The sequence below is a fragment of the Mesorhizobium sp. M1399 genome (assembly GCF_040317735.1).
Classification (GTDB): Bacteria; Pseudomonadota; Alphaproteobacteria; order Rhizobiales; family Rhizobiaceae; genus Mesorhizobium.
The window spans coordinates 289,688-312,889 of record NZ_JAMYKZ010000001.1 but is presented as its reverse complement, the minus strand read 5'-3'; the positions used below and the strand labels follow the sequence as shown (position 1 = coordinate 312,889).

Below are 23,202 nucleotides of genomic sequence, written 5' to 3'. Positions count from 1 at the left end.
ACAGCCCGCAAACACTGGCTCGAAACCGGATACGGGAGACTACTGAGTGGCTCGCATCACACTGAGACAATTGCTCGATCATGCCGCCGAATACGGTTATGGCGTGCCTGCCTTCAACATGAACAATATGGAACAGGGCCTCGCCATCATGGAGGCAGCCGAGGAGACCAAATCGCCGGTCATCCTGCAGGCGAGCCGCGGCGCGCGGGCCTACGCCAACGATGTCGTGCTGGCCAAGCTGATCGACGCGCTGGTCGAAATCCATCCTGATATCCCGGTCTGCATGCATCTCGACCATGGCAACAACGAAGCGACCTGCGTTACCGCAATCCAGTACGGCTTCACCTCGGTGATGATGGACGGATCGCTGAAGGAAGACGGCAAGACGCCGGCCGACTACGGCTATAATTCCGATATCACCCGCCGCGTCGTCGATATGGCGCATTGGGGCGGCGTGTCGGTGGAGGGCGAGATCGGCGTTCTCGGATCGCTGGAGATGGGCGGCGGCGAACAGGAGGACGGCCATGGCGTCGAGGGCGTCATCAGCCACGATCAGCTGCTGACCGACCCGGTTCAGGCCGAACAGTTCGTGCGCGACACCCGTGTCGATGCGCTGGCCGTCGCCATGGGCACCAGCCACGGCGCCTACAAGTTCAGCCGCAAGCCGGACGGCGCGGTGCTTGCCATGAACGTCATCGAGGAAATCCACCGCCGCTTGCCGAACATGCACCTCGTCATGCACGGCTCGTCCTCGGTGCCGGAGGAGCTGCAGGAGATCATCAACAAATATGGCGGCCAGATGAAGCCGACATGGGGGGTGCCGGTCGAGGAAATCCAGCGCGGCATCAAGCATGGCGTGCGCAAGATCAATATCGATACCGACAACCGCATGGCGCTGACCGGCGCGATCCGCAAGGTGCTGACCGAGAACCCGAGCGAATTCGATCCGCGCAAATATCTGACGCCGGCGATGGCCGCCATGCGGAAGCTGTGCAAGGAGCGTTTCGAGCAGTTCGGCACTGCCGGCAACGCACCGAGGATCAAGCCGCTGCCGGTCTCGGAAATGGCCAAGCGCTACAAGTCGGGCAGTCTCGATCCGAAATTCGGCTGACATATTCCGGTTCTGAGCAGGAGCCGCGTCGGCACCTGCTCATCCATCATGCTTTCGGCAAAAGACCGGCCCTGCCGGCCTCGATGAAGGGCGCCCAATAGTCGACCGATTCGCGGATCATGGCGACGACCTGGTGGTCGACGGGCTCGCGTTCGCGGAACGACAATTCGAGGCAGATCTCATTGTCGACGCCGCCGCCACGGCGAACAGTGTCCAGCAGCTTTTCCGGCGTGATGCGGCCGTCCTTGTTGTAGGCGGCAATGAACGGCCAATGGCCACCCTTGTTCATTGAGGATTGCTTGACGTGGATGATCGGCGATTCCTTTGGAAAGGCTTCGGCCCAGGCATAGGGGTCGATGTCGTCCGGATTGCTCGACGTCACGTCGCCATGGTCGATATCGACCATCATCTTGAGCGGGATCGCCATGCCGGCCGCATCGATCTCGCTCTGCAGCGTCCGGCAGCTTTCGATCGTATGGCCGAACTCGCGGCCGACCGACATCGGCTCCCAGAACAGGTAGGTCAAGCCGGCCGCTTTGGCGTGCTCGGCGACCGCGCGCCAGCATTCCAGCGCGATCTCGAAAAGCCGCGCGCGACGCTCGGGATCGTCATAGTCACGATGAGTGAAGATCGCGAATTGCGTGCCCATGCCGCGGGCGCCGAGCTCGGCCGAAATTTCGGCAAAGGTCTTGAACCAGTCGACATAATAGCGCCGCACGTCGGCATCGGGATGGCCGAAATGATTGAGCCGGCCGTAGGGGCCGGTCATCGCGGAGGTCACACGCACGCCGGTGCGGTTGAGAGCGGAGCGGAACAGGCGGATGAATTTGGCGATCGTCGCCGCCGGCCAACCGGGATTGACGAATTCATGCGTGAGCTGCACGTCGCGGATGCCGATGTCGTAGGCGATCGCATCGATCAGATCGTCCGGTTCGGCGAAACGATTGACCAGCGGGTTGGTGTTGAGGGACAGCGTAAAGGCCATCAGCCTGCCTTCGCCAGCCGGCTCGAGCACCAGTCTTCGAAGGCGGTTCTTTCTGCGGCGGACAGATGCAGTCCGTGTTTGGTGCGCCGTTCGAGAATATCGGCGGCCGTCTCGGCCCATTCATGCTCGAACAGGTAATTGGCTTCGCGCTCGAACAAATCCTTGCCGAAGCGCCGCCCCAGTTCAGCGAGCGAACCGGCCGCGCCGACCAGATCACGCGTCCTTGTGCCGTAGAGCCGGCCATAATGCTTGACCAGCGAGGCCGGCATCCAGGGATATTCGTGGCCGAGGTCACCGAGGAACTGCTCGAAATCGGCATTGGCGATATCGCCGCCTGGCAGATGTCCTTTCGAGGTCCACGGCTTGCCCATCTTCGGGAAGAACGGGGCGATGCGGTCGAGCGCGTGCTCGGCCAGCTTGCGGAAGGTGGTGATCTTGCCACCGAAGACGGAAAGCAGCGGCGCCTGTCCCGCCGCCACGTCGAGCTCGAAAATATAGTCGCGGGTGACCGCGCTCGGATTGTCGGCATTGTCGTCATAAAGCGGCCTGACGCCGGAAAACGAGTAGACGACGTCGCTGCGCGCAAGCTGGCGCTTGAAGTAGCGGTTGACCACCTTAATCAGGTAGTCGACCTCGCTGGCGTCGGCGGTCACGTCTTCCGGCCGCCCGTCATAAGGAATGTCGGTGGTGCCGATCAGCGCCAGATCGTTCTGGTAGGGATTGATGAAGATCACGCGCTTGTCGCTGTTCTGGACGAGATAGGCTTGCCGGCCTTCCCAGAATTTCGGCACGACGATGTGGCTGCCCTTGACCAGGCGCACGTTGCGCCTGGAATTCTGGCCAGCGACGCGATTGATGATGTCATTGACCCAGGGGCCGGCGCCGTTGACCAGCGCCCGTGCCCGAACCGTGGTCCTGACGCCGGTTCGACCGTCGCGCATCTCCACCGACCACAGGCCGTTTTCGCGGCGGGCGGCGGTGCAGGCAGTGCGGGTGAATATCCTGGTCCCACGCTCCGCGGCGTCGAGCGCGTTGATGACGACCAGGCGGGCGTCGTCGACCCAGCAGTCGGAATATTCGAAGCCGCGTTTGAAGCTGTCCTTGATCGGCGCGCCCTCGGGTGCGGTGCGCAGGTCAAGCGTGCGAGTGGCCGGCAGCCGCTTGCGGCCGCCAAGATGGTCGTAGAGGAACAGGCCGAGCCGGACCAGCCAGGCCGGCCGATCATCCGGGCTGTGCGGCAGCACGAAGCGCATCGGCCAGATGATGTGCGGTGCGGATTCCAGCAGTACCTCGCGCTCGATCAGCGCCTCGCGCACCAGGCGGAACTCGTAATATTCGAGATAGCGCAAACCGCCATGGACGAGCTTTCCTGATCTAGAACTGGTGCCTTCGGCGAGATCGTCTTTTTCGCAAAGAATGACCGACAGCCCCCGGCCTGCCGCATCGCGCGCGATGCCGGCGCCATTGACGCCGCCGCCGATGACGAAGAGGTCGACGATTTCGCTGTCACCGCTCATCTCGCTCTATGCCCTGTCGTCAGCATGGATTGGCCGGCGGCAGACCGGCGATGAAGCGGCGCACTTCCTCGGCCGCCTGCTCGGCTGCGTAGGTCACGGTGCGTACCGACGCGCCGGCGATATGCGGCGTCAGCGTCACATTCGGGAGCTGCAGCAGCGGCCAGTCGACGGGCACCGGCTCGACGGCGAACGTCTCCAGCATGGCACTGCCGATCTGCCCCGAGACGAGCGCCTCGTAGAGCGCATCGTAGTCGACCAGCGGTCCGCGCGCGGTATTGACGAAGATCACGCCGGGCTTCATCCGGGCGATGGCGTCCTTGCCGATCAGGCCGCGCGTCTCCTCGGTGACCCGGGAATGCAGCGTGACCACGTCGGAGCGCGACAGGAGATCGTCCAGCGCAACCAGCTCGACGCCGGCATTGCGGTCCTCGACGCTCAATTGCACATAGGGATCGGAGACCAGGATGCGGCAGCCGAATGCGCGCAGCAGCCGAACCAGCCTGGTGCCGATATTGCCATAGCCGATGACGCCAACGGTCATTTCGTTGAGCTCGCGGCCGGTGCGGTCGGCGCGGTAGAGATCGCCGCGCCACTCGCCCTTGCGCAAGGCTTCGTGGCCGACGCGGATCAGCCGCGTCTCGGCGAGAATGGCGCCGATGGTGAACTCGGCCACCGCGCTGGCGTTGCGGCCGGGCACATTGACCACGGTGATGCCATGGGCGTTGGCGGCAGCCATGTCGATGTTGATCGGCCCGCCGCGCGACACCGCAACCAGCCTGAGCGCCGGCAAGCGCTGCATCATGGTTTCGGAAAGCGGCGCAAGCTGGGTGACGAAGATTTCGGCATCGCCGATAAAATCGACCACCTCGTCCGGATCACCGAAATATTCCTTGACCTTGTCGAGGCCGAGCGCCGCATTGCCGAATTCCATCGGCTCGTCGGGCCATGCGGTCTCAATGGTGCGGATGTCGAGATTATCGCCGCAGGCCGCTTCGATTTTCTCGCGAAACACTTCCGGAAGCATGAAGCGGTCGCCGATGATCGCAATTTTGTTGGGCATGCTCTTCTCAATTCACGTCAGTTTGTCTGGATGCGGCCAGCGAACGCCAGACCGGCCGCAGCGCCTCATGCGCCAATGTGTAGGACGGAACAATCGCCTCGTAGGCAGCGGCAAGTTTTCGATCGCTTGGCTCGGCCGCACGGAGCAAAGGTGTGACCCATTCACTGACGCAATCGTCCATCGATGCGTACTGGCCAACGCAAACCGCAGCAATCATCGCGGCGCCCGCAGCACCGGCCTCCTCGCGCTCGCTGGTGCGAATGTCGGCGCCGATCGCAGCACCCAGGATCTTGCGCAGAGCCGGGCTCCTGGCCGCTCCACCAGTCAGGCGGATTTCCTTGGGCAGCGGCCCCATGGCGGCGTAGCAATCGCGTGCCGCGAAAGCCAGCCCTTCGAACACCGCACGAACCATGTCGGCATAGCCGTGCCTGGACGAAATGCCGACGAAACCGGCCCTGGCATTGGCATCGACGAACGGGCCGCGCTCGCCCGCCTCGGAGACATAGGGCTGGTAGAGCAGCGAGCCTGGCTCGGACGACGATATCCACTGGTCGACCAGCGCGATCATCTCGCCATTGGTCCGCGTGATACCTTGCGAGGCGAGAATGCCGGAGGCGAGGCCGAGGACCCAGTCGATGTTGAGCGTTGCCGCCATGTTCGACTGCATCTGCGCAAAGACGCCCGGTGCCGGCATGGTCATCGTGTAGCCGGTTGCAGCTTCGTTGAGCAGAACCTCGTCCGGCGTCTCGGCAAGCCGCATATGCATTCCGGTGGAGCCGATTATCGAGCATCCCGGCTTGCGCTCGCGATCGAACAGGCCGGCGCCGAGCGCCGTGCAGGCGACATCGACATAGGCCAGAACGACCGGCGTGCCGGCAAGCAGGCCGGTCGCATCGGCTGCTGTCGCCGACAGTGCGGTGCTTTGCCTGGTGCCATCGACGATGGGCGGCAGCAGATGCCTGAGATCGGTGACGCCGAGCACCTCAAGAACATCGTCGCAATAGCTGCGCGTGCGGAAGTCGCCGAAGGTGAAGGTGCCTTCGGACGGGTCGGTGGCGCGTTGGCCGGTCAACTTGAAATAAAGCCAGTCCTTGCAGTGGAACGCCGTCGCTGCATTGGCAAGCATCGCGGGCATGTGGCGCTTCATGAAGACGAATTGCGACCCCTGCTGGCAGGCAGCGAGCCCGCTGCCGGTCTTTTCGAAGCGCAGCCGGTCTTCGGGCCGCGCGCGGATCTCCTCGACGACGGCGGCAGCGCGCGCGTCGAGCCACAGCCAGCCCTTGGCCACCGGCTCGCCATCCTTGTCGATCAGCCAGGTGCCGTCGCCCTGCCCGGTCACGGCGATGGCAATGGTCCGGCTGGCGAGATCCGGCACCTTGTCGGCCAGTTGGCGCAAGGTCGTCGCGGTATCGGCCCAGGTGCGGACTAGGTCCTGCTCGGCGCCGCCACCCGGCAGTGTCTCGTATCTGTTCGGCAGCGCGGCTGCCGCGATCTGCCTGCCCGCCGTGTCGAAGGCGACGGATTTGATAACAGACGTGCCGGCGTCGATGCCGATCAGCACATCCCGCATCAGGCAAGCTCCGTGCCGTGCGAAATGGCGTCGCCGCTCGCCTGATCGAAGACGTGCAGGTTTTTTGGATCGATGCTGACCTTGATAGGCGCCCCGAGTTCCAGGCGAGTCCGGTCATGTTCGACCAGAACCAGCGAGCCGCCGGCGAAGTCGGCGGCGATATGGGTCTGGTCGCCGAGCCATTGATTGGCCGAAACCGTGGCCGGCACACCGTCCTTGGAGCGGCGGACGGCATAGGGCCTGACACCGATGACGACGCGTTGCCGGTTGAGCAATTCATCGCGAACTGGGCCGCTGAACGCGTCCTTGTCGTAGTCGAGCGAAAGCCCGTCGGGCAGCTTGAGACTGATCTTGTCGGCAGCCGTGCCGACATAGGCCTCGAAGACATTCATCGGCGGCTCGCCGACGAAGGTGCCGGTGAACAGGTTTGCCGGCCGTTCCTTGAGCCTGTCAGGCGTATCGAACTGCTGCAGCACGCCGCCCTCCATGACGGCGATGCGATCGGCCAGCGCATTGGCCTCGGTCTGGTCGTGCGTGACCAGGATCGCGGTCAGGCCACGCTCCTTGATGAAATGCTTGATGCGGCCGCGCAGCACGGCGCGAAGCTGCGGCTCGAGCTGGCCCATCGGCTCGTCCAGCAGATGCAGGTCGGCCTCGCGGATCAGCGCCCGGCCGAGGCTGGCGCGCTGCTGCTGGCCACCGGAGATCGAGCTCGGATAGCGCTCGAGAATGTCCTCGATCTCGAGCAGCTTGGCGATGTTGGCAACCTTTGCATCGACCGCACTCTTCGCCAGCCTGGCCGCCTTGAGGGCGAAGGCCATGTTCTCGCGCACGGTCAGGGGCGGATAGAGCGAATAGCCCTCGAAGGCCATTGCGACGTTGCGCCTGACCGGCGGCAACGTGTGCACCTTGCGGCCGGCAACCGCGATGGTGCCACGCGAGACCTCTTCGAAGCCTGCGATCATACGCAATGTCGAGGTCTTGCCGCAACCGGACGAGCCGAGCAGCGCCACGATCTCGCCCTTGGCGATTTCCATCGTCAGGTTCTTGACCGCATGCACACCGCGGTCGATCGGACCGTAGAACTTGTCGACGCCTGAGAGGGTGATTGCGCTTGGGCTCATGCCGCTTCTCCACTGCGCAAATTGACGACGTTTTTCGAGCCAATGCGCTCGCCGCTCGCGCGATCGAACAGCAGGGCGCTTTTGCTGTCGACGGCTATATGCGCCCTGCCCTCGGATTGGCCAGGTGTCCCGGACGGACGCGAGACCAAGATTTCACGGCCGCGCACGGTTCGCGCCAGGGTGACGATCTTCTCGTTGAGCGGCGTCTCAGCCTCGACCGTCACCGGGATGGCGCCGGGCGTGCCTTCATCAACAAACGCCAGAGCCTCCGGCCGCAGGCCGATCACGCAATCACGGCCGACCGCCGCCTCATGCGCGCCGGCAAGATGGACCTGGACGTTGGACAGGCCGACATAGATGCCCTTGGCGTCCCGCGACGGCTTGACGTCCAGAAGGTTGATGGTCGGGTCGCCGAACAGCCGGGCAATCTCGACATTGGCCGGCTCGCGATAGATCTGCTCGGGCGTGCCGAGCTGTTTGACGACGCCTTGCGACATCACCGCGATGCGGTCGCCGAGCGCCATCGCTTCCTTGTAGTCTTGGGTGACGTAGATGACGGTCGCGCCACGATCGGCGAGCAGCCTTGGCAGCTCGAGGCGCATTTCGAAGCGCAATTTGGCATCGACGTTGCGCAAGGGATCATCGAGCAGCAGCAGCGGCGGCGAGCCGACCAACGCGCGGGCAAGCGCGGTGCGTTGCTTCTGGCCGTTGGACAGCGCCCGCGGCTTGTGGCTGAGCACATGGCCGATTTTCAACAGCTTAGCGACGCTCTCGACGCCGGTCTTTATCGTGCCCTGCGATGAGTGCTTCGCCTGCAGAGGCGTGGCTATGTTGTCGAACGCCGTCATATGCGGGAACAGCGCGAAGTTCTGGAATGCCATGCCGACGCCGCGGAACTCGGCGTCGAGATCGGTCATGTCCTCGCCGCCGATGAGGATCTTTCCCTCGTCGGGGTCGATGACCCCGGCCACCAGCCGCAACAGCACCGTCTTGCCGGCGCCGGACGGTCCGAACAGGACCAGCGTTTCGCCGTCGGCGACGGTCAGCGACAGATTGTCGAGAACGGTCTGGCTTTTATAGCGCTTGACGATGTTTCGCAGTTCGAGGCTTGCCATCGGACTATCCTTTCACCGCGCCAAGCGACAGGCCTTCGACCAGATAGCGTTGCGCATAGAGAGCGAGCGCCAGGGTCGGCGTGATCGACAGCACGATCGCCGCCGAAATCTGGCCATACTGGATGCCGGAGGACGTGATGAAGGCGAGCGCGCCGACCGTCACCGGCTGCTTGTCGGCCGAGGCGAGCACCAGCGCAAAAACGAAATTGTTCCAGGCAAAGATAAAGGCGAGCAGGCCGGCAGCGGCAATGCCTGGGCCGGCGAGCGGCAGCGCGATCTTGCGGAAGGTAGCAAACCAGGAATGTCCGGCAATGCGGTAGGCGTATTCGATGTCGGCCGGTATATCCTCGAAATAGCCGCGCACGATCCACAGGATCAGCGGCAGGCAGATCAGCTGGTAGACCCAGATCAGCCCGATATAGGTATTGGCCAGCCCGAGCTTCTGGAAATAGAGGGTGAGCGGCAAAAGCACCAGCAGCGCCGGCGCGAAACGGAACGACAGCAGCGTGAAGGCAATGTCCTCCGAGCCGCGAAACTTATGCCGCGCAAACGCATAGGCGGCCGGCACGCCGAGCAGCAACGCGACGGCAACCGAGATGACCGACAGGAAGACGGAATTCCAGAGATTGCGCATGAAGGCGATGTCGAGCGTGCCGGCCGCCGTCATCAGCTTGCCGGTGATCAAGGCGGTGTAGTTGGCGAGCGTCGGCTCGAAGACAAGCTGTGGCGGAATCCGCAGGATTGTCTCGTTGGTCTGGAATGACATCATCAGGATCCAGACGATCGGGAACATGAAGAAGATCACGACCAGCGCCAGGGCTATGCCGCGCAGGATGCGTTCGAGAAGGGAGGTATGTTCCATGCCAGCCTCCTATGCCTGGCCGCGGGCGCGTTCGCGCAGCCGCAGCCAGTTCTTGATGAAGATGTTCGAGAGGAAATAGGTGATCGCCCACAGGATGATCATCAGCGCCGCCGAGCGGCCGACATTGGTCGACTGGAAGAAGTTGAGATAGGCCTCGACCTGGAACACGGTCAGCGTGTCGCCCGGACCACCCTGGGTCATGGCGTAGATGATGTCGAACTGCTGGATGGAATCGAGCAGGCGGAACAATGTCGCCGTCAGGATATAGGGGGTTAGCATCGGCAGGGTGATGCGGAAGAACACGAAGCTGCGCGGCACGCCGTCGAGTGCTGCCGCCTCGAAGGGCTGCGTCGGCAGGCTGCGCAGACCGGCAAGCAGCAGGATCATGATGAAGGGCGTGTAGACCCAGATGTCGACAAGCACGACGGTGAGCAGTGCCGTCGAGGGCGACGAGGCCCAGCGGAAATCCTGCAGCCCGATCAGGCTGGCGAGATAGCTGAGCACGCCAAAGCCGGGATTGGTCATCAGCTTCCACATCAGCGCGGCGAGCGCTGGCGCCGTCATCAGCGGCATCAACAGCATGATCGAGATGAAGTTGTTCAGCGTCGAGCGCTTTTGCAGCAGCATGGCGATGCCGAGACCGAGAAGCAACTCGAGCACGACGGTGATGCCGGCGTAGAGCAGCGACACCTGCAGCGTGTTCCAGAACTTCGGGTCGGTGAAGAACGAGATATAGTTGTCGCCCCAGTTGAATTGCCGCGCCCAAGGCTGGCTCAATCGGTAGCGCTGGAAAGAATAGACCACCGATGTGAAGAACGGGATCAGGATGCCGATGCAGACCAGCAAGGCCGGCAAGCTAAGGAGATAGGGCAGCACCCGCTTGCTGATCCTGAAGCCCGACGGCCTGTTTCTTTGTATTGTCGCCGCAGTCATCTGCTGCTCCGTCATTCTGTTGCTTCGCCGTCCCGGCCGCCCAAGGGAGCAAGGCGGCCGGTCGGGCGAGCAGGCGGTACCGCTCGGCACCGCGTCGCAAACGTATCACATCTCAAAGGCTGACCCGCGGACGGGCCAGCCTTGGCCGCGGCTTTAGCCGAGCCCGGCTTCCTTGAGCTGGCTGTTGATGCTCTCGGCCAACTTGTCGAGGCCTTCGTCGACCGGCACTTCCTTGGCCACCATCTTCTGCAGCGTCGCCGCCCATTCGGTGGTGAGATCGAAGAACAGCGGCTGCGGTGTGAACTTGATGCTGGCGCCCGGCGCCGAGACGTCGAACATCTCGACGTAGCCCGGATAGCTCTTGTTCAGCTTCTCGCGGAACATCTCGTCGTTCCAGACCGACTGACGAACCGGATTGACGAAGTCCATCTTGGTCGCACCGAACAATGCATGCTCGGGTCCGGATGCCCATTGCATGAAGTACCAGGTGGCGTCCTTGTCCTTCGAGAAGTTGGACATCGACAGCGACCAGATCCAGATATTGGGCGTCGGCGCCTTGGCGGCCGGGTTGGCCTTGAACGCCGAAAAGGCGAGCTTGCCGGCCATCTTGTTGTCGCCGCCATTCATGAAATAGCCGAGGATATCGGCGTCGAAAATCATCGCCGACGCACCTGCACCGAGATCGGTGCCGACCTGATACCAGGTGTAGGTCGACCAGTCCTTGGGGCCGCTCTCCTGGATCATCTGCACCCACTGCTTGTGGAAAGCCTTGGATTCGGCGGTGCTCATCGCGGCCGACAGCTTGCCGTCAGCCGAGACGTTCAGGTCCTTCTGGTCGAAATTAGCGTAAGCCGACAGGAAGCCCGGGTGGATCGTTGCCCAGGAGCGCGAGCCGCGCACGCCGATGCCGTAGACGCCGCCACCAACATCCTTGGTAAGCTTCGCCGCCGTAGCGACCATTTCATCCATATTGCCGGGAACGCTGACGCCGACCTTGTCGAACATGCCCTTGTTGCAGGTGATGTTGTTCTGCTCGAAGCCCCACGGAATGCACCATTGCTTGGCGTCTTCCGAACCGAGCGCGCCGCCCGGCTGGCCGTTCCAGGCGCAAGAATTCTTGACGCCGGGCAGGAAGTCGTCCCAGGCATATTTCGGGTTGGTCTTGGCCGGATCCTTGATCCATTCGTTGAGATCGGTGATCCAGCCGGCCGGGCCGTAGGTCCAAGTCATGTAGGCGCCGGTCATGAAGGCATCGTATTCGGGCGAGCTGGCCGACAGCGCGGCGGTAACCTTGTCGAAATAGACGTCTTCGGGGAACACGTCATAGACGACTTCCATGCCGGTCAGCTTCTTGAAATTGTCGAGGTTGGCAATCATCGCATCGGCGTAAGGATGCTTGTTGAGCAACAGCTTGATGGTCTTGCCCTTATGCGCCTGCCAGTCGAAATCAGCTGCGAGGGCACGGGTCTGCCCGAAATTGAGCAGTGTACCGGCGGTGCTGGCGGCAAGGCCCATTGCACCGAGGCCCTTGATCAGCCCACGGCGGTCGACTTGTCCACGCAGGAATGCGTCGATGAGGTCTTTCTCTTTCTCATGCATTTCTCTTCTCCTCCACAGGGTAGTTTCAACGAAATGGTTGCCGGCTACCCGACCGGCGTCTGTTCCACGAGCGATCGCGCCGTCCGCTCGTCGGTTATCAAGCCTTTGAGATAGCGGCCCTCCAGCACTGACTTGATGGCGCGAACCTTCACCTTGCCGCCGGCGACGGCGACAATCCTGCGGTTGCTGATGTCTTCGCGCGCCAGTGCCAGCGCCCGGTCGGAAAGCGTCGTCGCAACGGCCTTTCCGGCATCGTCGAAGAAATGGCCGAGCAGTTCGCCGACGCCGCCATTGCGGCGGATCTCCTCCATCTCGCCCTTCTCGATCATACCGGTAGCGACAAGCGAGGCCTCACGTTCGGCGGTGCCGATGCCGGCGATGAGCAAGTCGGCGGACTTGGCGAGGTCGAAGACATCGCTGACGCCCTTCTGCCCGAGCAACACGGTTCGATCCTCGACCGTGTTGGCGAACATCGGTACGGGCATCACATAGGCTTCCGCACCAGTCCGCTCGGCGACGCGGTGGATGACGTCATGCGGATTGGCCGAGAACTTGCGCGTCAGGCCGCCAAGCAGCGAGACGAAACGGATCCTGCCGGCCGATATGCGCGGCAGATATTCCACGCAGGCGGCAAGCGTGCGGCCGTGGCCGACGCCGATCAGCGCCTCTTCGCCGCGTTCGATCTCGCGCTTGAGAAACTGCGCGCCGGCAATGCCGAGCGCCTTGAGCGGCAGGTCCTCGGCATCGAAGTCCGGGACCACCTCGCAATAGTCGAGGCCGTAACGGCCGGACAACTCGTCCTCGAGCTCCACGCATTCTGAGACTTCGCCGTCGATATAGACTTTGACCAGGCCTTCCTGATTGGCCTTGGTGATGAGGCGATGCGCCTTGAGGCTGGTCAGGCCGAGCCGCTTGGCGACTTCCGACTGGGTCAGGCCGCCGGCATAGTGAAGCCAGGCAGCGCGGGCTGCCATCCCGGTCTCGTCGTCGCGCAGCAGGCCGTTGCCAAAACCAACCATTTCCGCCCTTGATATTTTTATCAGTTGCTGCAAAATTTTTCACAAGGCGTCGCCCGAGTCAAGCAACCGCTGCGTTTAAATCTCCGTCCGGGAGCTTGCCGGCCCGGGGCCGAACAGGGCCGCGCGAACCAACGGGCAAGAAGCAACACCGATCGCGCGCATTTAAAACGTTTGCAATTTCGCTTGGACTGATTACAAACGTTTCAAACTTCGTTCGGGAGGAACGATGCCGGGCCGCGTTACCACCCTCAAGGAACTAGCCGCACAGCTCGGCCTGTCGATCACCACCGTTTCGCGCGCCCTTGCCGGCCACGAGCAGATCGCATTGAAAACGCGCCAACGTGTCACCGAGGCCGCGCGCCGGGCCGGCTATGTGCCGAACACGGCAGCCCGCACGCTAGTCTCCGGCCGCAGCGGTTTTGTCGGCATGGTGCTGCCGATCCGCGGCCCCAATCTGGTCGATTCCTTCCTCGGCGAATTCGTCACCGGGCTCGGCGAAGGGTTGGTTTCGCACGGTTCCGACCTGATCCTGGCCGCAGCGGCGCAGGGCCAGTCGGAACTTTCCGTGCTTCGCCATGTTGTCGAATCCGGACGCGCCGATGGGGTCGTCGTCACCCGCATCGCCGAGGTCGACGAGCGGCTTACCTATCTGCGTCAACGCAATTTTCCGTTCGTCGCGCATGGCCGGCTGCTCGACGGTGACTTTGCCTATCATTGGCTCGATACCGATGGCGCGCACGCATTCGGCGAGGCCTTCGACATGCTCTACGATCTCGGACACCGCCATTTCGGCCTGGTGACGATTTCCGAGCCGATGACGTTTCGCCATCTCAGGCAGGATGGGCTCGCTGCCGCGATCGCCCGCCGAGGCGATCCGACGGTCAGGCTCGATGTGGCGACGGCACCGCGGTTCGATCGCGGTGCCCGCATCCATGCAATCAACCGGCTACTGCACGCCACCGAGCGGCCGACGGCCATTGTCGCGCTGTTCGACGAGCTGGCGCTGACGGTGATGGAAGAGGCTGCCCGAGCCGGCCTTGCCATTCCTCGCGACCTTTCGGTGATCGGCTTCGACAACATAGCCGCCTCAGCCTATGCGCCGCCGGGGCTAACCACTTTCGACGCCTCGATCCGCCAGTGCGCGCGCGAGATCGGCGAGATGCTGCTGACCGTCATCGGCAACAGGCCGGACGCGCCACTGACGCGGCTGGTCCGGCCGACACTTGTCTCGCGGGCAAGCCATGGCCCGGCACCCACAAGACAGAACTGACGCCCGCTTCGCGGCGCAACCCAGGGAGGAAGATGACGATGAATGCTTTGCGGATATTGGCCGGCGCCGTGCTGGCGCTGTCGCTCGCTGCCGGCGCAGCGCAAGCCCAGCAGGTGTTGTTCTGGTCGACACAGGCGCGACCAGTGGAAGAGACACAGAAGATGCGCAGCGAAGTGCTGAAGGGGTTTGACGGCCAGGTCGACTATCAGGTCGCCGAGGACGGGCCCTGGCTCACCCGCCTTCAGGCCGAACTGCAGGCCGGCTCCGGCACCATAGGCGTGCTCGGCGGCCTGCACGGAGACTTCTCCACCGTCGGCGCGGACCTTGTCGATCTCTCTGGCGTCGATCTCGGTGGCGTCAAGGTCAACGAGACCTACAAGAAGCTCGGCATGCTCGGCACCGGCGAGCAGAAGTACCTGCCATGGATGCAGGCCACCTTTCTGATGGCGGCCAGCAAGCAGGCGCTGCAATATCTGCCGGCCGGCACCGATCTCAACACCATCACTTATGACCAACTGATCGAGTGGGCGAAAAACATCGCTGAAAAGACCGGTTCGCCCAAATTCGGTTTTCCGGCCGGCCCGAAAGGGCTGAAGCACCGTTTCTTCGAGGGTTTTCTCCTTCCATCGTATACCGGCTCGATGGTGACCAAGTTCCGCTCGGCGGAGGCCGAGACGGCGTGGAACAAGTTCAAGGAATTGTGGCAATACACCAACCCGAATTCGACCAACTATGCCTTCATGCAGGAGCCGCTGTTGACCGGCGAAGTCTGGGTGGCATTCGATCACGTGGCGCGCCTCGCCGACGCCTTCAACCAGAAACCCGATGACTTCGTCGCCTTCCCGGCGCCGGCCGGCCCGGCAGGCCGCGGCTACATGCCGGTGGTCGCCGGCGTCGCTATCCCGAAGACCTCGCCCGACATGGACAAGGCCAAGGCACTGGTCGCCTATATGCTGAAACCGGAAACCCAGATCGCGACGCTCAAGGCGACAAACTTCTTCCCCATCGTCGACGTCAAGCTGCCCGACGACATGCCGGCCTCGGTGAAGGCCTTCAGCCCAGTGATCGCCACCATGACCGGAGCCCCGGATGCGCTGCCGGCGCTGCTGCCGATGGGACTTGGCGGCCTCGGCGGCAAGTTCAATCAGATCTACACCGACAGCTTCGAGCGCATCGTGCTCGGCGGCGAGGATGTGCACGGCGTGCTCGACGAACAGGCGACGGCGCTGAAGGCGATCATCGACCAGGCGAAAGCGCCGTGCTGGGCGCCCGACAAACCATCGCAAGGCGCCTGTCCCGTCGATTAAGAATCCTCCCCGGGCGTCCGGATTTCCAGCGCGCCGGGCGCCCACCCCTTTTGAAGCTTCGAATAGAGAGAGCTCCATGCACGGCAAGGCCCTGCCCTATCTGCTGCTGACGCCGGCGACGCTGTTCCTTTGCGTCTTCTTCCTCTATCCGTTTGCGCTGGTCGCCTTCGAGGCGTTCACCCGCGACGGCGGCTTTACGCTCGACAATTTCCGCACCATGACCAGCAGCTGGAAATTTCCGGTCACGGTTCGCAACACGCTGCTTCTCAGCGCCGTCGTCGTGCCCATCCAGCTGGTCATGGCGCTGCTGATGGCAACGATGGTGTCGCGACTTGCGGCCGGGCGCAGCGCCGCGCTTTATATCTTCGCTATTCCGCTCGGCATCTCCGATCTCGCCGCTGGGCTGATCTGGCTCGCCATCTTCGACCAGTCCGGCTTCCTCAACACCTTGCTCTCCAATCTCGGCGTCATCGACAGGCCGGTCATGTTCCTCGGCTACCAGAGCAAGCTGACGATCTTCATCGCCGTGGCGCTGGCCGAGATCTGGCGTGCGACCGCCATCATGATGGTCATTCTGGTCGCCGGCATGGGGCTCATCCCCCGGGAATATTACGAGGCGGCGGAGGTTTTTGGCGCTAGTCCGTGGAAGCGCTTCATCAAGATCACGCTGCCTCTGCTGCGCCCCAGCCTGCAGACGGCGATCATCCTGCGCGTCATCCTTGCCTTTGAGGTCTTTGCGGTGGTTGCAGCACTCGGCGGCACCAATCTGCCGGTGCTGATGGGCGAGACCTACAATTGGCAGTTCACGCTGCAGGACCGCAATGTCGCCGCCGCCATGGCGCTGTTCATCCTCGCCATATCGATCGGTTTCACGCTGTTCTTCCTGCGGGTGCTGCGTGTGCCGAAGGAGGCGCGGATATGAGCACGGTGGAGCTGTCGATCGCCGCGCCTGAGGCCCGCAAAGCCGGCAACTGGTTGCTGGTCGCCACCGTCATCCTGCTTTGCATCTGGGTGCTGCTGCCGATCTATCTGTTGATCGTCAACGCGCTGTCGTCGCCGGAAGAGGTGACCGCCTTTCCCAAGCGCTTCTTCCCGTCATTCGATTTCGGCAGCCTTTCTTTCTTCATCAATTTCGCCGGCGTCGCCAGGGCGCTGTGGAACTCCGTTCTCGTCGCCACGCTGACGATGCTCCTCTCGATCGGCTTCGGCGCACCCGCGGGCTACGCGCTGTCGCGCTTCGAATTCCCGGGCAAGGAAACGTTCCGTTTCCTCGTGCTGATGACCCGCGCCTTCCCACTGCCGCTGCTGGCGCTACCGCTGGCGGTGATGTTCATCCGCACCGGCCTCGACGACACCGCGATCGGGCTGGCGCTGGTCCACACCACGCTGGCGCTGCCATTCGCGGTGCTGATCACGTTCTCGCTCTTCTCCGGCATTCCAGTCGAGCTGGAGGAAGCGGCCTGGACGCTCGGCTGCACGAGATTGCAGGCATTCCGAAAAATCATTCTACCGCTGGCGCTGCCGGGCATCGCGGCGTCGGCGGTATTTGCCTTCACCATCTCCTGGAACGAAGTGTTTGCCGCCGCCGTGGTCACCATCGAGAACCGGACGCTGACCGCCTTCCTGCTGCAGAGCCTCGGCGAATCGCCGCTCTACCTCAAATTCGCCGGTGGCGCGGCACTGGTCATCCCGGCGCTGATCTTCATCTTCGCCGTTCGCAAATATCTGTTCGCCATGTGGGGGATCGCCAACCGATGACGCGCACAAAAGAGAACGCCGATGGCTGAGATCGCCATCAAGCAGGTCGCAAAACGTTTCGGTGGCTTCACCGCGCTGCATTCGATCGACCTGACCATCGCCGACCAGGAATTCATGGTGCTGCTTGGCGCCTCGGGTTGCGGCAAGACCACGCTGCTGAGGATGGTCGCCGGGCTGGAAACGCCAAGCCAGGGCGAGGTCTGGATCGGCGGCCGTCGCGTCGACCATCTGCCGCCGCGCGAACGCGGCATCGCCATGGTGTTCCAGAATTACGCCGTGTTTCCGCACCTGACCGTGTTCGAGAACATCGCCTTCGGCCTGCGCATGAAGAAGCTGCCGCAGCAGGAGGTCGAGGGGCGCGTCAACCGCACCGCGGAGCTCATGCACATCGAGCAGCTTTTGAAGCGCTATTCGGGCCAGCTTTCCGGCGGCCAGCGCCAGCGCGTGGCAGTCGCTCGGGCACTTGCGATGGAGCCGGACGTGATCCTGATGGACGAGCCGCTGTCGAACCTCGATGCGCTGCTGCGGCTCGAAATGCGCGCCGAGCTCAAGGGCGTGCTCGCCGCGTCCAAGACCACCACCATCTATGTCACTCACGATCAGGTCGAGGCGATGAGCCTCGCCGACCGCATCGCCGTCATGCATCAGGGCCATATCGTCCAGGCCGCCTCGCCGGTAGAGGTCTATCGCAATCCGGCCGCACGCTTCGTCGGCTCCTTCATCGGCAACCCGCCGATGAATTTCATCCTGGCGACGAAGGCGGCAGACGGCAGCTGGACCGTCGCCGGGCTGACGCTGCCCGGCCCCAAATCGGACAAGCAGACGATAGAATTCGCCATTCGCCCCGAGGATGTCGACACCGGCACCGAAGGGCTGCACGCCACCGTGCGCGTTGTCGAGCCGCTCGGACCGCACACGCTGGTCACCTGCGATGTCGAGGGCGGCCTGTTCCGCGCCATCCTCGAATCGAATGCCACGGTCGCCGTCGGCGATCACCTGCGGCTCTTGCCCAAACCCGACCGCATCCGCTGGTTCGACCCCGAAACCACCAACGCGCTTTGATCCAAACGCCCTTCGATCCTGAAAGTACGACCGCCCCCATGATATCTCTTGCTGTCGACGAAACCATCGCCCGCGCCGTAGAGGTGCTCAGGGAAAACGACCAAGGCACCTACACCATACCGACCAAGGGCCTCTACCCGTTCCAGTGGAACTGGGATTCCTGCCTGACCGCGCTCGGTCTTGCCCACTACGATGAGGCTCGAGCCTGGACCGAGATCGACACGCTGTTCGCCCACCAGTGGCCGGACGGCATGGTACCGCACATCGTCTTCCATGTCTGGAGCGACGGCTATTTCCCGGGACCGGAGGTCTGGCGGACGGACCGCCCGACCGCCACCTCGGGCATCACCCAGCCGGCGGTCGCCGGCTTTGCCGTGCGCCGCTTGTTTGACCAGGCCAAGGACAAGACGCTGGCGGCCGAGCGTGCCCGGGTGTTGCTGCCGAAAATCGATGCCTGGCACCGCTGGTTCTACGAAAACCGCGACCCGAACGGCGAAGGGCTGGTCGCCATAATCCACCCATGGGAGTCCGGTCGCGACAACTCGATCGACTGGGACGAGGCGTTTGAGCACGTGCCGACCGAAGGCGTCGAGCCCTACACCCGCCGCGACATCCTGCACGCCGATCCGGCGCATCGTCCAACCAAGGCACAGTATGACCGCTATATCTGGCTGCTGCAGCATTTCCGCGGGCTTGGCTGGGATAATGCCAGGCTGCACGATGCCTCGCCGTTCCAGGTCGTCGATCCCGGCTTCAATGCCATTCTGATCCGTTCCGCCGCCGATCTTGCCGATCTCGCCGAGGCACTTGGCGAAACCGAAATCGCAAAAGCCAACCGCGCCCGTGCCGAAAACGGGCTTTCAACGATGGAACGGCTGTGGAGCGACACACATAGCCAGTACATTTGTTTCGACCGAGTGGCCGGAAAGCACGTTGACAGCGCGTCGGTCGGCGGCATTCTGCCGGTGTTTTCGGCTATTCCGGAAAGCCGGGCAGCGGCCATCGCCGCAACGATCGAGCGCATCGCCGGCAAAGCGCGTTACATCGTCCCCTCGCACGATCCTGGCGATGCGCGCTTCGACGCCAAGCGCTACTGGCGCGGCCCGGTCTGGCTGGTGGTCAACTACATGATCGCTAATGGCCTTGCCGCCGCCGGCCACAGCCAAATCGCACAACGGATCACCCAGTCCAGTCTCGACCTGATCGCCGAGAGCGGCTTTGCCGAATATTACGATCCCCTCAGCGGCGAGCCGCTCGGCGGTAACCGTTTCACCTGGACCGCGGCAATGGTGATCGAGTTTTTGAAGGGTCGAGGCTGAAGGCCGGCCACGACTGGCAGTCCCGCGTGGGTTTGACAAACAGCAGTCCGTGTCTATCGTCTGCCTGTTACAGGAGCGGCGCATGACGACACCATCCGTGAGCGCTCTGTCCCCACTGACCGGCGAACTCCTGTCGCGGCTGGAGAAGCGGCTGGACCGGTCGGCGATCGTTTCGGCCGATGAGGCCGGGCCGCGTTACAGGGAAGACCCCGACGGCAAAGCCGGCGTATCGCCGGAGTTCGTGCTGCGTCCACGTACGGCCGGCGAGGTGTCGGACATACTTCGCCTGTGCAACGAGGCCGGACAGAGGCTTGTCATCCAGGGTGGCCGGACCGGGCTCGCCGGCGGCGCTCGCGTCCAACCCGGCGAAGCGGTGCTGTCGCTGGAGTGTATGACTTCCGTTGAAGCCCTCGACCGTGAAGCGGCGACCATCATCGCCGAGGCCGGCGCGCCGCTGCAAACGGTGCAGGAAGCCGCCGATGCGGCCGGCTTGCTGTTCGGCGTCGACATCGGAGCGCGCGGCGCGGCGACCATCGGCGGTAATGTCGCCACCAATGCCGGCGGCATCCGCGTGCTGCGCTACGGCATGTACCGGGCGCAGGTGCTTGGCCTGGAAGCGGTGCTTGCCGACGGCGGCATCCTGACCTCGCTCAAGGGTTTGGCGAAGGACAATTCCGGCTATGACCTCAGCCAATTGTTCATCGGCAGTGAGGGCACGCTCGGCGTGGTCACCCGCGCATGCCTGCGGCTGCACCCGAAGCCGGCCACCGAGATCAACGCCTTCTGCGCGCTTGCTTCGCTCGACGCTGCAATCGCGCTGCTGGCGCTGCTCAGGCAGAAACTCGGGCCCTCGCTCTCGGCCTATGAGGTGAATTTCGCCCCGCTCTATGGCGCCATGATCGCCGGCATGGACGCGCCGGCGCCGCTGCCCGCGGGCTCGCCCGTCTATGTGCTTGCCGAGATACAGGGCAGCGAGCCCGACCGCGACGGCGAACGCTTTGCCGCGACGCTGATGCAGGCGGTCGAGGAGGGCGTGATCGACGACGTGGTCGTCTCGCAATCGCCGCGCGAATTCCGGGCGCTCTGGGCGGTGCGGGAGGAGGCCAACCGTTTCCTGTTTTCGATGGCAGGCCTGATTGGCGTCGATATCAGCATCCCACTGGCGAGAATGGCGACTTTCCTGGACGAAACAGAAGCCGCCATCAAGGCCGTCGACCCCGGCGCCGACATCTACGTCTTCGGCCATCTCGGCGATGGCAATCTGCATTACCAGATCCGCACGGTGGATCCGGCAGCCGCATACGGCACCGTCTACCGCGGTGTGGCCGCCGCCGGCGGCGGCGTTTCGGCCGAACATGGCATCGGCCTTGACAAGAAGGAGTGGCTGCATCTGGTGCGCAGCGATGCAGAGATTGCGGCCATGCGGCGCCTGAAAGCAGCCTTCGACCCGAACAACATCCTCAATGCCGGGCGCATCTTCGACCTTGCGACGGGCTGAAATCGAAGGCCGGTAGCGCTGGCCGGGTGCTGCCTCTATCTGGTCACGCCCTTCAATTTCGCATGCACCACCGCGATGCGGGCGGCGAGCGCGGCGTTGTTGCGGACCAGCGCGATGTTGGCCTTCAGGCTGCGGCCTTGCGAAAGCTCGTTGATGCGGGCGAGCAGAAACGGCGTCAGTTCCTTGCGCCCGATGCCGCGCTGCTCCGCTTCGGCTACCGCCGCTGCGATCGTGCCGTCGATGAATGCCGGATCGAGCGCGTCCGCTTCGGGGATAGGGTTGGCGACGAGAATGCCGGTGCCTGATTCCATCTCGTCATGCAGCAGCATGGCTCGCGCGATCTCGTCGGGGGTATCGAGGCGATGATCGGCCTTGAGCCCGCTGGAGCGGGTGTAGAAAGCCGGAAAATCATCACTCCCATAGGCGATCACCGGCACACGCTGGGTTTCCAGATATTCCAGCGTCTTCGCAATATCGAGGATCGACTTGACTCCGGCGCAGACGACAGTCGTGCCGGTTTGGCTGAGTTCCGTCAGGTCGGCCGAGATGTCGAAAGTCGCTTCGGCGCCGCGATGCACGCCGCCGACGCCGCCGGTCGCAAAAATGCCGATGCCGGCGAGTGCCGCGATCCGCATCGTCGCCGAGACGGTGGTTCCGGCCGAGCCGCCGTGCACCATGATGGCGGCGAGATCGCGCCCGGAAGCCTTGACCACGCCCTTTGCCGCTGCCAACTCTTCCAGTTCACGGTCGTCGAGGCCAACCTTGATCTTGCCGGCGACCACTGCGATCGTGGCGGGCACGGCGCCGTTCTCGCGTACCACGGTTTCGACGTCGCGGGCCGTCTCCAGATTGGCCGGATAGGGCATGCCGTGGGTGATGATCGTCGATTCCAGTGCCACCACCGCGCGGCCTTCATCAAGCGCGGTAGCGACTTCATCGTTCAGGTGGACAAGGGAAGGTTTCATCATCTCGCTTTCAGGCAGGAATGCGGTACATGCCGGCGGCAAGGAAGCGCGGCGATAGATCGGGGTGGACGCTGGATTCGCTCTCCGTGGTCAGCGTGGCGAGCAGTGCGCCGGTGCGGACGGCATGAGCTACCGGATCATCCGAAAGCACCTTGTACAAAGTGCCAGCGATCATCGCGTCACCGGCGCCGGTGATGTCGACGGCCTGCGCCGGGACGGAGCGCATCGTCGTAACACCGCTCTCGGTCGCAACGGCAAATCCATGCGCGCCTGCGGTTACGATCACCGTGCTGGCGCCGGCCGCGCGCAGCGCTGCTGCTGCTTCCTTCGGCGTTAGCCGCTTGTCGGCATCCGTCATGCCGAGCATCGTATTGGCCTCGTCATGGTTGGTGAACAGAAGGTCGATGCCGGTCAGATCCTTAGGCAGGCGCGCTGATTTCGGCGACGAGACTGTGTCGACGGCGAGCTTGAAGCGCGCGCCCTGCTTGCGCGAGATCAGTGCTGCGATGGTCGAAGCCGGCAGATTGCAGTCGATGAACACCCATGTCGCCGAAGCCAGATGCGGCCAGAAGCGGTCGAGATAGGACGACGAAAACAGATCGAAGATCTCCATGTCGGCAATGCCGAGCACCAGATCATTGTTGCGGTCGAGGATGGCGGCATATTCCGCCGTCGGCCGTTCCGTGGTGGTGATGACCTGGCTGACATCGGCGCCAAGATCGCGCAGGTGCCGCACCAGCGAGCGGCCGGTTTCATCGTCGCCGACGATCGAGACGAAGCTTATGTCGACGCCGAGGCGGGCAAGGTTTTCGGCTACGTTGCGGGCGACCCCTCCGAAGCTGCGATAACCGTCGACCGGGTTCGACGTCTCGAAAATCAGATCCTTCTTGGCGTGGTATTTGCGGTCGAGCACCGCGCCGCCGACGCAGACCATGCGCTTGGACGTCGGCAAGACGTAACCACGGCCGAGAATATAGCCCTTGTTGACGAGTTGCACGATGTGGGCCGCGACCGTCGAGCGGGCGATGCCGAGCGCCGTTGCTATGTCCTGCTGGCCGGCGAACGGGTTCGCCGCAATGAGGTCGAGAACCGCTTGTTCCTGTGCTCCAAGGTCGTCCATTGTCCCGC

Annotated in this window: 20 protein-coding genes; 8 read left to right on the top strand and 12 right to left on the bottom strand. The window is 63.4% G+C overall.

What is annotated here, in order from left to right:
• Nucleotides 1-46 precede the first annotated feature (46 nt).
• A complete protein-coding gene (gene fba, locus NKH05_RS01545) occupies nucleotides 47-1,111 on the top strand; it encodes a class II fructose-bisphosphate aldolase (RefSeq protein ID WP_352493967.1) in 1,065 nt (354 codons plus the stop codon).
• A gap of 46 nt (nucleotides 1,112-1,157) precedes the next feature.
• Here the strand turns inward: fba and NKH05_RS01540 are convergent, their stop codons facing one another.
• From NKH05_RS01540 to NKH05_RS01495, 10 genes are all read right to left on the bottom strand, one after another.
• Nucleotides 1,158-2,096, bottom strand: a complete 939-nt coding sequence (locus NKH05_RS01540; RefSeq protein WP_023716731.1) for a sugar phosphate isomerase/epimerase family protein — start codon at nucleotides 2,094-2,096, stop codon at nucleotides 1,158-1,160.
• Nucleotides 2,096-3,613, bottom strand: coding sequence for a glycerol-3-phosphate dehydrogenase (locus NKH05_RS01535; RefSeq protein WP_352493966.1), 1,518 nt, complete (start codon nucleotides 3,611-3,613; stop codon nucleotides 2,096-2,098). Before NKH05_RS01535 ends, NKH05_RS01540 begins: the two co-directional genes overlap by 1 nt.
• A gap of 19 nt (nucleotides 3,614-3,632) precedes the next feature.
• A complete protein-coding gene (locus NKH05_RS01530; protein WP_352493965.1) occupies nucleotides 3,633-4,673 on the bottom strand; it encodes a 2-hydroxyacid dehydrogenase in 1,041 nt (346 codons plus the stop codon).
• A gap of 7 nt (nucleotides 4,674-4,680) precedes the next feature.
• Entirely contained in the window at nucleotides 4,681-6,243 is a 1,563-nt protein-coding gene (locus NKH05_RS01525) for an FGGY-family carbohydrate kinase (protein WP_353024942.1), read from the bottom strand.
• Nucleotides 6,243-7,367 (bottom strand): ABC transporter ATP-binding protein, encoded by a 1,125-nt coding sequence (locus NKH05_RS01520; RefSeq protein WP_023716727.1) that lies wholly within the window; start codon nucleotides 7,365-7,367, stop codon nucleotides 6,243-6,245. The genes NKH05_RS01525 and NKH05_RS01520 overlap by 1 nt, the downstream gene beginning before the upstream one ends.
• On the bottom strand, nucleotides 7,364-8,482 hold the full coding sequence (locus NKH05_RS01515; protein WP_023716726.1) for an ABC transporter ATP-binding protein: 1,119 nt from the start codon (nucleotides 8,480-8,482) through the stop codon (nucleotides 7,364-7,366). Before NKH05_RS01515 ends, NKH05_RS01520 begins: the two co-directional genes overlap by 4 nt.
• A gap of 4 nt (nucleotides 8,483-8,486) precedes the next feature.
• Nucleotides 8,487-9,344: a carbohydrate ABC transporter permease gene (locus NKH05_RS01510; RefSeq protein ID WP_353024940.1), complete on the bottom strand. Its 858-nt coding sequence runs from the start codon at nucleotides 9,342-9,344 to the stop codon at nucleotides 8,487-8,489.
• A gap of 9 nt (nucleotides 9,345-9,353) precedes the next feature.
• Nucleotides 9,354-10,277 (bottom strand): carbohydrate ABC transporter permease, encoded by a 924-nt coding sequence (locus tag NKH05_RS01505; protein ID WP_023716724.1) that lies wholly within the window; start codon nucleotides 10,275-10,277, stop codon nucleotides 9,354-9,356.
• 153 nt (nucleotides 10,278-10,430) lie between these two features.
• Entirely contained in the window at nucleotides 10,431-11,876 is a 1,446-nt protein-coding gene (locus tag NKH05_RS01500) for an ABC transporter substrate-binding protein (protein ID WP_353024939.1), read from the bottom strand.
• Nucleotides 11,877-11,920: 44 nt separating this feature from the next.
• Nucleotides 11,921-12,895 carry a sugar-binding transcriptional regulator gene (locus tag NKH05_RS01495; protein WP_023676028.1) on the bottom strand — a complete coding sequence of 325 codons (975 nt, stop codon included), beginning with the start codon at nucleotides 12,893-12,895 and terminating at the stop codon, nucleotides 11,921-11,923.
• 226 nt (nucleotides 12,896-13,121) lie between these two features.
• Between NKH05_RS01495 and NKH05_RS01490 the strand changes: the two genes are divergently transcribed.
• The 7 genes from NKH05_RS01490 (at nucleotide 13,122) to NKH05_RS01460 (ending at nucleotide 21,109) form a co-directional block, all read left to right on the top strand.
• Nucleotides 13,122-14,165 carry a LacI family DNA-binding transcriptional regulator gene (locus NKH05_RS01490; RefSeq protein ID WP_352493963.1) on the top strand — a complete coding sequence of 348 codons (1,044 nt, stop codon included), beginning with the start codon at nucleotides 13,122-13,124 and terminating at the stop codon, nucleotides 14,163-14,165.
• Nucleotides 14,166-14,203: 38 nt separating this feature from the next.
• The gene (locus tag NKH05_RS01485; RefSeq protein ID WP_352845855.1) at nucleotides 14,204-15,472 is read left to right on the top strand and encodes an ABC transporter substrate-binding protein; all 1,269 of its coding nucleotides are present in this window, start codon (nucleotides 14,204-14,206) and stop codon (nucleotides 15,470-15,472) included.
• A gap of 76 nt (nucleotides 15,473-15,548) precedes the next feature.
• Complete coding sequence (locus tag NKH05_RS01480; protein WP_023716719.1) at nucleotides 15,549-16,394, top strand: carbohydrate ABC transporter permease; 846 nt, start codon at nucleotides 15,549-15,551, stop codon at nucleotides 16,392-16,394.
• Entirely contained in the window at nucleotides 16,391-17,230 is an 840-nt protein-coding gene (locus NKH05_RS01475; protein WP_352482712.1) for a carbohydrate ABC transporter permease, read from the top strand. The genes NKH05_RS01480 and NKH05_RS01475 overlap by 4 nt, the downstream gene beginning before the upstream one ends.
• A gap of 21 nt (nucleotides 17,231-17,251) precedes the next feature.
• Nucleotides 17,252-18,292: an ABC transporter ATP-binding protein gene (locus tag NKH05_RS01470; RefSeq protein ID WP_352482714.1), complete on the top strand. Its 1,041-nt coding sequence runs from the start codon at nucleotides 17,252-17,254 to the stop codon at nucleotides 18,290-18,292.
• Between the two features lie 38 nt (nucleotides 18,293-18,330).
• A complete protein-coding gene (locus NKH05_RS01465; RefSeq protein WP_023716716.1) occupies nucleotides 18,331-19,611 on the top strand; it encodes an amylo-alpha-1,6-glucosidase in 1,281 nt (426 codons plus the stop codon).
• 82 nt (nucleotides 19,612-19,693) lie between these two features.
• Nucleotides 19,694-21,109: an FAD-binding oxidoreductase gene (locus NKH05_RS01460; protein ID WP_353024937.1), complete on the top strand. Its 1,416-nt coding sequence runs from the start codon at nucleotides 19,694-19,696 to the stop codon at nucleotides 21,107-21,109.
• 35 nt (nucleotides 21,110-21,144) lie between these two features.
• On the opposite strand, the gene NKH05_RS01455 is transcribed toward NKH05_RS01460, so the two are convergent.
• Complete coding sequence (locus NKH05_RS01455; RefSeq protein ID WP_352909450.1) at nucleotides 21,145-22,074, bottom strand: pseudouridine-5'-phosphate glycosidase; 930 nt, start codon at nucleotides 22,072-22,074, stop codon at nucleotides 21,145-21,147.
• Nucleotides 22,075-22,084: 10 nt separating this feature from the next.
• Nucleotides 22,085-23,194 (bottom strand): carbohydrate kinase, encoded by a 1,110-nt coding sequence (locus NKH05_RS01450; protein ID WP_352515636.1) that lies wholly within the window; start codon nucleotides 23,192-23,194, stop codon nucleotides 22,085-22,087.
• Nucleotides 23,195-23,202 lie beyond the last annotated feature (8 nt).

Coding starts and splice junctions, on each gene's coding strand:
- NKH05_RS01540 (WP_023716731.1), bottom strand. CDS start 2,096: ATGGCCTTTACGCTGTCCCTCAACACCAACCCGCTGGTCAATCGTTTC.
- NKH05_RS01535 (WP_352493966.1), bottom strand. CDS start 3,613: ATGAGCGGTGACAGCGAAATCGTCGACCTCTTCGTCATCGGCGGCGGC.
- NKH05_RS01530 (WP_352493965.1), bottom strand. CDS start 4,673: ATGCCCAACAAAATTGCGATCATCGGCGACCGCTTCATGCTTCCGGAA.
- NKH05_RS01525 (WP_353024942.1), bottom strand. CDS start 6,243: ATGCGGGATGTGCTGATCGGCATCGACGCCGGCACGTCTGTTATCAAA.
- NKH05_RS01520 (WP_023716727.1), bottom strand. CDS start 7,367: ATGAGCCCAAGCGCAATCACCCTCTCAGGCGTCGACAAGTTCTACGGT.
- NKH05_RS01515 (WP_023716726.1), bottom strand. CDS start 8,482: ATGGCAAGCCTCGAACTGCGAAACATCGTCAAGCGCTATAAAAGCCAG.
- NKH05_RS01510 (WP_353024940.1), bottom strand. CDS start 9,344: ATGGAACATACCTCCCTTCTCGAACGCATCCTGCGCGGCATAGCCCTG.
- NKH05_RS01505 (WP_023716724.1), bottom strand. CDS start 10,277: ATGACTGCGGCGACAATACAAAGAAACAGGCCGTCGGGCTTCAGGATC.
- NKH05_RS01500 (WP_353024939.1), bottom strand. CDS start 11,876: ATGCATGAGAAAGAGAAAGACCTCATCGACGCATTCCTGCGTGGACAA.
- NKH05_RS01495 (WP_023676028.1), bottom strand. CDS start 12,895: ATGGTTGGTTTTGGCAACGGCCTGCTGCGCGACGACGAGACCGGGATG.
- NKH05_RS01490 (WP_352493963.1), top strand. CDS start 13,122: ATGCCGGGCCGCGTTACCACCCTCAAGGAACTAGCCGCACAGCTCGGC.
- NKH05_RS01485 (WP_352845855.1), top strand. CDS start 14,204: ATGAATGCTTTGCGGATATTGGCCGGCGCCGTGCTGGCGCTGTCGCTC.
- NKH05_RS01480 (WP_023716719.1), top strand. CDS start 15,549: ATGCACGGCAAGGCCCTGCCCTATCTGCTGCTGACGCCGGCGACGCTG.
- NKH05_RS01475 (WP_352482712.1), top strand. CDS start 16,391: ATGAGCACGGTGGAGCTGTCGATCGCCGCGCCTGAGGCCCGCAAAGCC.
- NKH05_RS01470 (WP_352482714.1), top strand. CDS start 17,252: ATGGCTGAGATCGCCATCAAGCAGGTCGCAAAACGTTTCGGTGGCTTC.
- NKH05_RS01465 (WP_023716716.1), top strand. CDS start 18,331: ATGATATCTCTTGCTGTCGACGAAACCATCGCCCGCGCCGTAGAGGTG.
- NKH05_RS01460 (WP_353024937.1), top strand. CDS start 19,694: ATGACGACACCATCCGTGAGCGCTCTGTCCCCACTGACCGGCGAACTC.
- NKH05_RS01455 (WP_352909450.1), bottom strand. CDS start 22,074: ATGAAACCTTCCCTTGTCCACCTGAACGATGAAGTCGCTACCGCGCTT.
- NKH05_RS01450 (WP_352515636.1), bottom strand. CDS start 23,194: ATGGACGACCTTGGAGCACAGGAACAAGCGGTTCTCGACCTCATTGCG.